The 11927-nt window shown below is 64.9% G+C and carries 10 protein-coding genes; 3 read left to right on the forward strand and 7 right to left on the reverse strand.

Annotated elements, in window-relative coordinates:
- Nucleotides 1-271 precede the first annotated feature (271 nt).
- The 3 genes from ASD34_RS08380 (at nt 272) to ASD34_RS08390 (ending at nt 5346) form a co-directional block, all read left to right on the forward strand.
- On the forward strand, nt 272-3184 hold the full coding sequence (locus tag ASD34_RS08380) for a ribonucleoside-diphosphate reductase subunit alpha (protein ID WP_056575595.1): 2913 nt from the start codon (nt 272-274) through the stop codon (nt 3182-3184).
- A gap of 217 nt (nt 3185-3401) precedes the next feature.
- Nucleotides 3402-4586, forward strand: a complete 1185-nt coding sequence (locus ASD34_RS08385; protein WP_056575597.1) for a ribonucleotide-diphosphate reductase subunit beta — start codon at nt 3402-3404, stop codon at nt 4584-4586.
- A 199-nt stretch (nt 4587-4785) separates the two neighbouring features.
- A complete protein-coding gene (locus tag ASD34_RS08390; RefSeq protein WP_056575601.1) occupies nt 4786-5346 on the forward strand; it encodes a histone H1-like DNA-binding protein in 561 nt (186 codons plus the stop codon).
- Nucleotides 5347-5461: 115 nt separating this feature from the next.
- Here the strand turns inward: ASD34_RS08390 and ASD34_RS08395 are convergent, their stop codons facing one another.
- The 7 genes from ASD34_RS08395 to ASD34_RS08425 all read right to left on the reverse strand — a co-directional run bounded on the left by ASD34_RS08395 (nt 5462) and on the right by ASD34_RS08425 (nt 11881).
- Nucleotides 5462-6364: a carbohydrate kinase family protein gene (locus tag ASD34_RS08395; RefSeq protein WP_056575604.1), complete on the reverse strand. Its 903-nt coding sequence runs from the start codon at nt 6362-6364 to the stop codon at nt 5462-5464.
- A gap of 58 nt (nt 6365-6422) precedes the next feature.
- On the reverse strand, nt 6423-7817 hold the full coding sequence (locus ASD34_RS08400) for a zinc-ribbon and DUF3426 domain-containing protein (protein ID WP_056575608.1): 1395 nt from the start codon (nt 7815-7817) through the stop codon (nt 6423-6425).
- A gap of 82 nt (nt 7818-7899) precedes the next feature.
- Complete coding sequence (gene prmA / locus ASD34_RS08405; protein ID WP_056575610.1) at nt 7900-8790, reverse strand: 50S ribosomal protein L11 methyltransferase; 891 nt, start codon at nt 8788-8790, stop codon at nt 7900-7902.
- Nucleotides 8791-8809: 19 nt separating this feature from the next.
- Nucleotides 8810-10159: an acetyl-CoA carboxylase biotin carboxylase subunit gene (gene accC, locus ASD34_RS08410; protein WP_056575613.1), complete on the reverse strand. Its 1350-nt coding sequence runs from the start codon at nt 10157-10159 to the stop codon at nt 8810-8812.
- 2 nt (nt 10160-10161) lie between these two features.
- Complete coding sequence (gene accB / locus ASD34_RS08415) at nt 10162-10623, reverse strand: acetyl-CoA carboxylase biotin carboxyl carrier protein (protein WP_056575617.1); 462 nt, start codon at nt 10621-10623, stop codon at nt 10162-10164.
- 101 nt (nt 10624-10724) lie between these two features.
- Nucleotides 10725-11285: a TlpA family protein disulfide reductase gene (locus tag ASD34_RS08420; protein ID WP_056575620.1), complete on the reverse strand. Its 561-nt coding sequence runs from the start codon at nt 11283-11285 to the stop codon at nt 10725-10727.
- On the reverse strand, nt 11285-11881 hold the full coding sequence (locus tag ASD34_RS08425; protein ID WP_056575623.1) for a hypothetical protein: 597 nt from the start codon (nt 11879-11881) through the stop codon (nt 11285-11287). Before ASD34_RS08425 ends, ASD34_RS08420 begins: the two co-directional genes overlap by 1 nt.
- Nucleotides 11882-11927: the final 46 nt, after the last annotated feature.

Here is an 11927-nt window from a genome sequence, read left to right on the forward strand (position 1 = left end):
GCAACCATGCGGGCTGCAGGCCCAAATCGCCTTGCAAGCCGCGCCCCATGTGGATTGCGCCACCATGGACCAGTATTCATGCGGCATCGCCGGTGATGCGCTGAGTCCTGAGCAATCCCGCAGGGGACGCACTCCTAGAAAAACACTACCTGTAGTGGCTTGTGGGGCGCAGACACCCTAGATATAGTGTCTTCCCGTTCGGCAACAACGCCGACGCAAGGCCCGCGAGGCCCTTGCCCCGAACAAGAATTGCACAACCGAGAGGAAGCGAATGCAAACTGCACTGAACACCCCGTCGACCCCCCGCGCCGTCCCCGCGACGCCGCAGCAGCAACAAGACACTGCGGGCTCGCCCACCGGTCAGAACCTCGCCCACTACCAGATCATTCGCCGCAACGGCGCCGTGGTTCCCTTCGAGCCGAACAAGATCGCCATCGCGATGATGAAGGCCTTCCTGGCCGTGCACGGCACGCAGGGCGCGGCTTCCGCCAGCGTGCGCGAGACCGTCGACACGCTGACGCAAGGCGTGATCCGCGCCATGGTGCGTTCGCGCCCGGGCGGCGGCACCTTCCACATCGAAGACGTGCAGGACCAGGTCGAGCTCGGCCTGATGCGCGGCGGCCACCACGAAATCGCACGTGCGTACGTGCTGTACCGCGAACGCCGCACCCAGGAGCGTTCCAAGCAGGTCGAACAGGAAGCACCGGCCACGCCGACGCTGCACGTGCTGGACAACGGCGAACGCGTGGCGCTCGACCTGAACCAGCTCAAGGGCCTGATCGAATCGGCCTGCGAGAACCTGGGCGACAGCATCACCGCCGCGCCGATCGTCGCCGAGACGATGCGCAACCTGTACGACGGCGTGCCGCTCGACGAGGTCTACAAGGCCTCGATCCTGGCAGCCCGCACGCTGATCGAAAAAGATCCCGACTACACCTTCGCCACCGCGCGCCTGCTGCTGCACACGATCTTCAAGGAAATCATCGGCCGCGAAGTGATGCCGGTCGACCGCGCCACCGCCTACGCCGACTACTTCCCGCAGTTCATCAAGAAGGGCGTGGAGAACGACCTGCTCGACGAGAAGCTGCTGCAGTACGACCTGCCCCGCCTGGGCGCGGCCCTCAAGGCCGAACGCGACAACCAGTTCGACTACCTGGGCCTGCAAACGCTGTACGACCGCTACTTCCTGCATGTGCGCAAGACCCGCATCGAACTGCCGCAGGCCTTCTTCATGCGCGTGGCCATGGGCCTGTCGCTGGGCGAGATCGACCGCGAAGCGCGCGCCATCGAGTTCTACGAAGTGCTGTCGTCGTTTGACTTCATGTCGAGCACGCCGACGCTCTTCAACGCCGGCACGCTGCGCTCGCAGCTGTCCAGCTGCTACCTGACCACAGTGCCCGACGATCTGGACGGCATCTACGAGTCGATCAAGGAAAACGCGCTGCTCTCGAAGTTCGCGGGTGGCCTGGGCAACGACTGGACCCGCGTGCGCGCGCTCGGCAGCCACATCAAGGGCACCAACGGCGAATCGCAGGGCGTGGTGCCGTTCCTGAAGGTGGTGAACGACACGGCCGTGGCCGTGAACCAGGGCGGCAAGCGCAAGGGCGCGGTCTGCACGTACCTGGAAACCTGGCACCTCGACATCGAGGAGTTCCTGGAGCTGCGCAAGAACACCGGCGACGACCGCCGCCGCACGCACGACATGAACACCGCCAACTGGATCCCCGACCTGTTCATGCGCCGCGTGATGGAAAAGGGCACCTGGACGCTGTTCTCGCCCTCCAACGTGCCTGACCTGCACGACCTGTTCGGCGCCGACTTCGAAAAGGCCTACGTCGCCTACGAAGAGAAGGCCGCCCGCGGCGAGATCAAGCCCGCGCGCACCATCCAGGCGTCGGACCTGTGGCGCAAGATGCTCACGATGCTGTTCGAGACCGGCCATCCCTGGATCACGTTCAAGGACGCCTGCAACGTGCGCTCGCCGCAGCAGCACGCCGGCGTCGTGCACTCGTCGAACCTGTGCACCGAGATCACGCTGAACACCAGCGACACCGAAACCGCCGTGTGCAACCTGGGTTCGGTGAACCTGCTGCAGCACCTGAAGGACGGCAAGGTCGACCAGGAGAAGCTCAAGCGCACGATCTCGACCGCGATGCGCATGCTCGACAACGTGATCGACATCAACTACTACGCCGTGAAGAAGGCACGCGACTCCAACCTGCGCCACCGTCCGGTGGGCCTGGGCCTCATGGGCTTCCAGGATGCGCTGTACGAGCTGCGCATTCCCTACGCCTCGCAGGAAGCCGTGCAGTTCGCCGACGAATCGATGGAAGCCATCTGCTACCACGCCTACTGGGCATCGACCGAGCTGGCGCGCGAGCGCGGCAAGTACTCGAGCTACAAGGGCTCGCTGTGGGACAAGGGCATCCTGCCGATCGACTCGCTCGACCTGCTCGAGAAGGCCCGCGGCGGCTACGTCGAAGTGGACCGTTCGTCCACTCTCGACTGGGACACGCTGCGCCAGAAGATCAAGGCCGACGGTATGCGCAACTCCAACTGCGTGGCCATCGCCCCCACCGCAACCATCTCGAACATCATCGGCGTGGATGCCTCGATCGAGCCCTGCTTCGGCAATCTCTCGGTCAAGTCGAACCTGTCAGGCGAGTTCACCGTGATCAACCATTACCTGGTGCGCGACCTGAAGCGCCTGGGCCTGTGGGACGACGTGATGGTCATGGACCTGAAGCACTTCGACGGTTCGCTGCGTCCCATCGACCGCGTGCCGCAGGACGTGAAGGCGCTGTACGCCACCGCATTCGAAGTCGAAACCACGTGGCTGGTCGAAGCCGCCGCGCGTCGCCAGAAGTGGATCGACCAGGCGCAGTCGCTCAACATCTACATGGCCGGCGCCTCGGGCAAGAAGCTCGACGACACCTACAAGCTTGCCTGGCTGCGCGGCCTGAAGACCACGTACTACCTGCGCACGCAGAGCGCAACCCACGCTGAAAAGTCGACGGTGCAATCGGGCCGTCTCAACGCGGTGTCGTCGGGCAACGACGCACCCTCGGGCATGAGCGCACTCGAAGCCGCCGCTGCAGCAGCGAAGGCACAGATGAGCGCTATTCCCGCCACCGACATCGCGTTCTGCGGTGTCGACGATCCGACCTGCGAAGCCTGCCAGTGATGTGCAAGTGAAGCGTCATTGAAGAGACGCTTCGATCGATCAGCGAGGTGCTCGCAAAAGCGAAAAGCAAAAGCGCGCGACGTTCAATCAATCAAGGCATTGACTGACGTCGCGCGATGCATGCGAGCAACATAACAACCCCATAAATGGCGCACGATGTGAACGAGCACTTTGCAACTCACATCGTTGCTCCGATAATTGCGCATTGGATTTTTCTATGTTGACCTGGGACGAAGAAGTCAAGCCCTCCTTACCAAAGGATATGCAACAAGGATTGCAGCAGCACCACGCATCGACCAGCGGTTCTTCCGCCGGTCGCGTGGTCGCCGCTTCGACTTCTTCGCTTGCACAACCCGCCACCGCATCGGTGGCCGCGCCTGCAGGCCAGCGCGTCAAGGCTTCCGACAAGCGCATCATCAACGGCCAGACCGACGTCAATCAGCTGGTGCCGTTCAAGTACAAGTGGGCCTGGGAAAAGTATCTCGCCACCTGCGCCAACCACTGGATGCCGCAGGAAGTGAACATGACGCGCGACATCGCGCTCTGGAAAGATCCGAACGGCCTGACCGATGACGAGCGGCGCATCATCAAGCGCAACCTCGGCTTCTTCGTGACCGCCGATTCGCTGGCTGCCAACAACATCGTGCTGGGCACCTACCGCCACATCACGGCCCCCGAGTGCCGCCAGTTCCTGCTGCGCCAAGCCTTCGAGGAAGCGATCCACACGCACGCGTACCAGTACATCGTCGAGTCGCTCGGCCTGGACGAAAGCGAGATCTTCAACGCCTACAACGAAGTGGCATCGATCCGCGAGAAGGACCAGTTCCTGATCCCGTTCATCGACGCCATCAGCGATCCGAACTTCAAGACCGGCACGCACGAGACCGACCAGACGCTGCTCAAGTCGCTCATCGTGTTCGCCTGCCTGATGGAAGGCCTCTTCTTCTACGTCGGCTTCACGCAGATCCTTGCGCTGGGCCGCCAGAACAAGATGACCGGCGCTGCCGAGCAGTACCAGTACATCCTGCGCGACGAGTCGATGCACTGCAATTTCGGCATCGACCTGATCAACCAGCTCAAGCTCGAGAATCCCGGCCTGTGGACGGCCGAGTTCAAGGCCGAGATCAAGGCGCTGTTCATGCGCGCCGTCGAGCTTGAATACAAATACGCCGAAGACACCATGCCGCGCGGCGTGCTCGGCATGAACGCCTCCATGTTCAAGGGCTACCTGCGCTACATCGCCAACCGGCGTGCGCAGCAGATCGGCCTCGAAACGCTCTTCCCGAACGAGGAAAACCCGTTCCCCTGGATGAGCGAAATGATTGACCTGAAGAAAGAGCGCAACTTTTTCGAAACCCGCGTGATCGAGTACCAGTCGGGTGGCGCGCTCTCCTGGGATTGAATTTTTCGATACACAACAATTCATGAATTCAAGAATTGCCCTTGCCACCGATTGCGCCAAAGAGCGCGGCATGGACGAGGGCTCAGGTGTTCATGGTGCTGGAGCTCAGATTCCAACGCCATGAATCACTTCACGCTCCCAACGCGCGTGGAGTGCTTCAATAGGTTGATTTTTTCAACTTGATCAAGGAGAAATAGAAATGGCAACTGCAAAGAAAGCGCCGGCCAAGAAGGCCGCTGCAAAGAAGGCTCCGGCTAAGAAGGCTGTCGCCGCGAAGAAGGCTCCGGCAAAGAAGGTCGCGGCCAAGAAGGCTCCGGCAAAGAAGGCCGTCGCCAAGAAGGTCGTAGCGAAGAAGGCTCCGGCAAAGAAGGTCGCGGCCAAGAAGGTTGCAGCCAAGAAGGTCGTAGCGAAGAAGGCCGCACCGGCAAAGAAGGCTGCTGCCAAGAAGGCTCCGGCTAAGAAGGCCGCCGCCAAGAAGGCGCCTGCCAAGAAGGCCGTAGCGAAGAAGGCGCCTGCCAAGAAGGCTGCTGCCAAGAAGGCCCCGGCGAAGAAGGCTGCCGCCAAGAAGGCCCCCGCCAAAAAGGCTGCGGCCAAGAAAGCCGCGAAAAAGCCCGCTGCCAAGCCTGCCGCTGCCGCCAAGAAGCCTGCTGCCAAGAAGGCCGCCGCGCCTGCGAAGGCTGCCGTAGCGCCTGCCCCTGCAGCGCAAACGACGCTGAATCCCCAGGCAGCCTGGCCGTTTCCGACGGCCAGCAAGCCCTGAGTGAATTCTCAGCGGCCCTGAAGGGCAAAAAGCCCGGCACCGCAAGGTGCCGGGCTTTTTTCATGGGCGCCCGCTGTTGGCGCATCGCCGAAGCGATGCCAGGCACGTCAGCGAATCACAGGTCGAGCGTGGCGCGATCGATCTGATAGTTCTGCGGGCCGCGTTGCGCAATCTTGAGCGCGCCAATGCGATTGCCCAGGGCTGCGCAGCGGGCCAGCGGCCATTCCTTTTCCAGACCGTACAGCAGGCCGCCGCGCCATGCGTCGCCGCAACCCGTGGGCTCGATCACCGCCGTAGGCACCACGCCGGGCACGTGTTCGCGCTCGCCGTTCGTCCACACTTCACAGCCTTCAGCAGCCAGCGTGACCACGAGGCCGCGCACGCGGTGCGAGATTTCGGCCAGGCTCCAGCCGGTGCGTTGCGACAGCATCTTGCCTTCGTAGTCGTTAACCACGACCCAGCTCGCGAGTTCGATGAAGTGACGCAGCGCATCGCCGTCGAACATGGGCAGGCCCTGGCCCGGATCGAACACGAAGGGAATGCCGGCGGCGGCGAATTGCTCGGCGTGCTGCAGCATCGCCTCGCGGCCGTCGGGCGCGATGATGCCGAGCCTGATGTCCTCACGCGCCACCACCTTCGTGATGTGCGCCTGCTGCATCGCGCCGGGGTGGAACGCCGTGATCTGGTTGTTGTCCGTGTCGTTCATGATCATCGCCTGCGCGGTGAACGTGTCGTCGAGCTGACGCACGAACTCCGTGCTGATGCCCAGCGTGCGCATGCGTTCGGCGTAGTCGGCACCGTCGCTGCCCAGCGTGGCCATCGGCAGCGCCGCGCCGCCGAGCGCGTTGAGGCTGTAGGCGATGTTGCCGGCGCAGCCGCCGAAGTCACGACGCAGGCCCGGCACCAGGAACGACACATTCAGGATGTGCAGCTGGTCGGGCAGGATCTGGTCGGCGAACCGGCCCTCGAAAGTCATGATGGTGTCGAACGCGAGGGAACCGCAAATCACTGCTGCCATGGGTGGACTGTAGGTTGGATGAAAAAGGGAACGAACGGCGCGCGTATCGGCGCTCCGCTCAGGGATAGAAAGCTTCGACGCGGTAGCCCGCGATCGGCGGCAGCGCCGCTGCTTCGCTGGCCGTCAAGGTCAATGGCAGCGAGGCCGCACGGTCGGCGCGTGCCGCCAGCACGCCCGGCGCGCCGTAGTCCGCAGGAGTCAGCACGCGCCGCACGACGGCCTGCTCTTGCGTGTCGAGCAGCGACAGCTCGATGGCCGGCATCGCGAGCGGCACGGTCGCGGCATTGCGCAAGGTGAAGCTCAGCCGGTAGTCGTTGCCGCCGCTCTTCTCGCGTGCAAAGGCCGCGCCTTCGATCACGATGTCGCCGATCTGGCGCAGCGCCGCGAGCTCGCAGCCGGTGTATTGGCACAGCGCCGACAGGGCCGGCCGCAGGTTCGGCTGGCGCGCCACGATGCCGTCGCGCTCGTGGCGGACGATCTGTACGATGAGGACCAACGCCGAGAGCACGGCCAGCACCACGAGCAGGCGACGCACGCCCTTGCGTTGCAAGAAGCCGGCGGCTTTTTCGGCAGGCTCGTCTTCCTCGGCGAAGGGATGGTCTTCAGGTGCTTCGAAGGTCGCGGAGAGCGAGAAATCCGGCTCGCCTTCGGCACGGATGCCGGGGCCCGGCAGCGGCGCGGCGGCCTCTTCGTGCTGCGCATCGCGGGCCTTGGCATTCGCGATCTTGGCCGACTTGGCGCGCGCACGGCGCAGCGCCTTCTGGATCAGGAGCTGGTCGTGGTCCTTCTCTTCCTGCTCGCGCTCCGCAGCCGCGCCGTCGTCGTTCTCACCGGTCACTGCAACCAGCCCGCGCAGCGCGGAACTGCGCGGCAAGTCGGGCAAGGGTGGCGCGGGCGGCGGCGACGCGGGCGGCGGCGCGCCGAGGTTCAGGTCGATGTTCGGAAACGGCGGCAGCGAACTCGCGGGCGGACGCCATGCGGGCTCGCGGGTATCGAGATCGGACCAGGGCTCGTCTGCAGACAGCCCGTGCGCGGGCAGCGTCAGCGAGAAAGGCAGTGGCGGTGCGGCCGGCGCGACGGTGGCGACGGCGGTCGACACGCCAGCTTCTTCCGGGAGCGCAGCCGGCAATGCGTGCGGCTCGGACTCGTCGTCGAGAAAGTCCGCTTCCTCGACGGCTGGCGGCACCGACGTCAGGTCGATGCGCGCTTCGTCGAACGAGGCCACCAGTGCGGCCATCGATGACATCGAGGAAGGCGCTGACACTGGCGTCGGCGCTGGTGCCGGCGCAGCAGGCGCGGACACGGCACCATCGGGCGCCTCCTGCAGGTCGAGCGTGGCATCGAACACATGGCTGCATCGACCGCAGCGCACCCAGCCGTCCGAGATGCGAAGCTGGTCGCGCACCACCTTGAAGGTGGTGGTGCAGGCGGGACAACGCGTGACGAGGCTCATGACGGGGCGATTGTAGGGTTGGGCCCTCGCCGCGCAGGCGGGCGCCCGGAGCGCCCACAGCGCGAGAACCCGGCCGCGCGCGTCAGCAGCGCGCGGTCATGAGGATCCAGCCGTCCTCGGTGTCGCTGACTTCGAGCGCGGCATACGGCGCATAGGCCGCCTTGAGCTCGTCAGCCTGGCGCTCGAGGATGCCGGCCAGCACCAGCGAACCGCCGGCAGCCACATGGCTGCGCAGCAGCGGCGCCAGCACCTTGAGCGGCGTCGCGAGGATGTTGGCGAGCACGGTCTGGTATTCACCCTTGGCCGCTTCAGGCAGGCCTGCGTTCAATTGCACGCTGTTGGCTTCGGCGTTGAGGCGGGTCGAGGAGACCGCGGCCTCGTCGATGTCGACGGCGTCGATGGTGCGCGCGCCGAACTTGGCCGCGCCGATGGCGAGGATGCCGGAGCCGCAGCCGTAGTCGAGCACGCGCTGGTCGGCAAAGGCGCCCCCGCCCTGCGTCGCGATCCAGCGCAGGCACATGCGCGTGGTCGGGTGCGTGCCGGTGCCGAAGGCCAGGCCCGGGTCGAGCCGGATCACCTGCTTGGCTTGCGCGGGCGGCTCGTGCCACGTGGGCACGATCCAGAACTCGGGCGTGATCTCGACCGGTGCGAACTGCGATTGCGTGAGCCGGACCCAGTCCTGGTCAGGCACCGGCCCCACGCCAAGCACCGCGCAGCCGTCGAAGAGGTCCTGCAGCGCGAGCACCGACGCGGCCTCGCTGGCGGCAGCTTCGTCGGGGAACAGCGCGATCACGCGCGAGCGCTGCCAGCCTTCCTTGGGCGGCGGCATGCCGGGCTCGCCGAACAGCGCCTGCTCGGCATCGGTCTGCGCGTCGGCGTCTTCGACCGACACGCTCAGCGCATCGAGGGCGTCGAGCGCGTCGCCGAGCCATTCGACCCGGTCTTCCGGCGCCATGAGGCGGAGTTCAAACATACAGGGCGTGCGCGTGGACTCAGCGCTTGTGCGCCGCGAGCCACTCTTCCAGGTAATGGATGTTGGTGCCGCCGCTCATGAACTTGGCGTCGACCATCAGCTCGCGGTGCAGCGGCATGTTGGTCTGGATGCCTTCGATCACGGTTTCGTTCAGCGCCGTGCGCATGCGCGCCATCGCCTGTTCGCGCGTGTCGCCATACACGATGATCTTGCCGATCATCGAGTCGTAGTTCGGGGGCACGAAGTAGTTGGTGTACACGTGCGAGTCGACGCGAACGCCCGGGCCGCCCGGTGGGTGCCACATGGTGATGCGACCCGGCGACGGCGTGAACTTCCACGGGTCTTCGGCGTTGATGCGCACCTCGATGGCGTGGCCGCGCATCTCGATCTGGCGCTGCGTGAACGGCAGCTTCTCGCCGGCGGCGACCATGATCTGCGTCTTCACGATGTCGATGCCGGTGGTGAACTCCGTGACCGGATGCTCCACCTGCACGCGCGTGTTCATCTCGATGAAGTAGAACTCGCCGTTCTCGTACAGGAACTCGAAGGTGCCGGCGCCGCGGTAGCCGATCTTCTTGCAGGCCGCCGCGCAGCGCTCGCCGATCTTCTCGATCAGCTTGCGCGGAATGCCGGGCGCCGGCGATTCCTCGATCACCTTCTGGTGGCGGCGTTGCATGGAGCAGTCGCGCTCGCCCAGGTAGACCGCGTTCTTGTGCTTGTCCGCGAGGATCTGGATTTCGATGTGGCGCGGGTTCTGGAGAAACTTCTCCATGTACACGGCCGGATTGTTGAAGGCCGCGCCGGCTTCCGCCTTGGTCATCTGGATCGCATTGACCAGCGCCGCCTCGGTGTGCACCACGCGCATGCCGCGGCCACCGCCGCCGCCTGCCGCCTTGATGATGACCGGGTAGCCGATCGCGCGGGCGATGCGCTTGTTGGTGGCGGCGTCGTCGGACAGTTCGCCTTCCGAGCCGGGCACGCAAGGCACGCCGGCCTTGATCATGGCCTGCTTGGCCGAGACCTTGTCACCCATCGTGCGGATGTTGTCGGGCGTCGGGCCGATGAACTGGAAGCCGCTTTGCTCCACGCGTTCGGCGAAATTGGCGTTCTCGCTCAGGAAACCATAGCCGGGGTGGATGGCTTCGGCATCGGTCACCTCGGCAGCCGAGATGATGGCCGGCATGTTGAGGTAGCTCAGGCCCGACGGGGCCGGGCCGATGCACACGGCTTCCTGTGCCAGCTTGACGTACTTGGCTTCGCGATCGGCTTCGGAATAGACCATCACGGCCTTGATGCCCATCTCGCTGCAAGCGCGCTGGATCCGAAGGGCGATCTCGCCGCGATTGGCAACCAGAATCTTCTTGAACATGCTTACTCGATGATGAACAGCGGCTGGCCGTATTCGACCGCCTGGCCGTTTTCGCCGAGGATCTGCGTGACCGTGCCGGCCTTGTCGGCCTCGATTTCGTTGAGGATCTTCATCGCCTCGATGATGCAGAGCGTGTCGCCCTCGCTCACCTTGCTGCCGACTTCGACGAAAGCCGCGGCGCCCGGGCTGGACGAACGGTAGAAGGTGCCGACCATCGGCGACTTCACGGCATGGCCGCTCGGTGCGGCTTCGACGGCGGGGGCCGCGGCGGCCGGAGCGGCAGCACCGGCCACGGCGGGCGCCGCAACAGCGGGCGCGGCGGCCAGGGTCTGCACGTACTGCACGGGGGCGGCACCACCACCCTTGACGATGCGGACCTTGCCTTCGGTCTCGGTGATTTCCAGTTCGGAAATATTCGATTCGGACACCAGATCGATCAGTGTCTTGAGTTTGCGCAGATCCATGGGACTCCAGTGCCAGCTTTGCCGGTCTTTAGGAAAGAACTTGACCGAAAATCGTCGATTTTCGGCGTTTGGCGCCTAACGCCAGCTTGTGTATTTTGATTCTAACCGTGAACAAGTTGGCGTCGCCACGCGTCCAGGTCGGTCGTTTCAAGCTTGCCCATTTTACGAGCCAGCACGGAACCGTCGGCATGGAGCACCAAGGTGAACGGCAGGCCACCCCCCGTATTGCCCAGATTCTTCACCAGTTCCATGCCCTGCAAGCCCGCCAGCGCGGTCGGGTAGGTGACCGGCGTGCGCTGCAGGAACTTGCGCACGGCACTGGGTTGATCGATGGCCAATCCCACCACTTGCCAGCCGTTGGCGCCGTGTTCGCGGAAAAAGGTGTCGATCATCGGCATTTCTTCGACGCAGGGCGGGCACCACGTGGCCCAGAAGTTGAGCAGCACGGGCTTGCCGCGCAGGCTCGTCAGGGCCAGTTCGCCGCCCTCGGGGCGCTCGAAGCGTTGGTCCCAGAACATGGCGGCATCGAGCTTTTCGCCGCCGGTGGACGCGACGCCGCTGTCATTGCGCTCCCGCCACCAGGCGCCGGCAATGCCGGCCGCGGCAGCGACTGCCGCCACGCCGGCATACAGCATGCCGCGTCGTGTGGGCGTTGAAGTCATTACTGGTCCTTTTCTTGTTCAATGCGTCGGCGCAGCGCGTTCAGGTCGCCGCGCGGCGCGCGCCCCTGGGCGTCGGGCTTGAGGGCGCCGCGCAGGTCGTCGAGGTCGTACACCAGCAGATGGACCCCGATTTCCTCGCCCAGCGCCCGGCTCGGCGCGTGGACGCTGAGGGCTTCGACCTGCTCGCCATGAAAGCCGGTCACCATGCGCGGCTCGTAGTCCACATGGTGATCGATCAGGGCGATTTCGGCCGACTTGGAATCATCGCAGAACAATTGAATATAAATGTCTGACAAACGCGTGGCCGTGCCGTGCCAGACCGCGCCGCCCACATGCGGCCGGAACACGGCCATGCGCTCCATCCACTCGAGCGCGAGCAGGCGCAGTGCGTGCAGTTCCCGGGGTTGGGTGTCGGCACAGAAAAGCGCGATGTAGTCGCGCACCTCGGCCTCGACCTCGTCGTTGTTGGGCAGCGCGGTGCGCGCGGGGAGGCCGAGTTCGCGCAGCGCCCGGCGCTTGGCCGGGCCGTACTCGAGCCCCTCCTCGACGACGAGTCGGGCGGCAACGGCGGCGATTTCACGCTTGGACGTGTCCATCGGGGCATTTTGCCCGCTGCGCGCGCCCCTCACATGAACATCAGTA

The organism is Variovorax sp. Root473 (assembly GCF_001426505.1).
Taxonomy (GTDB): domain Bacteria; phylum Pseudomonadota; class Gammaproteobacteria; order Burkholderiales; family Burkholderiaceae_C; genus Variovorax.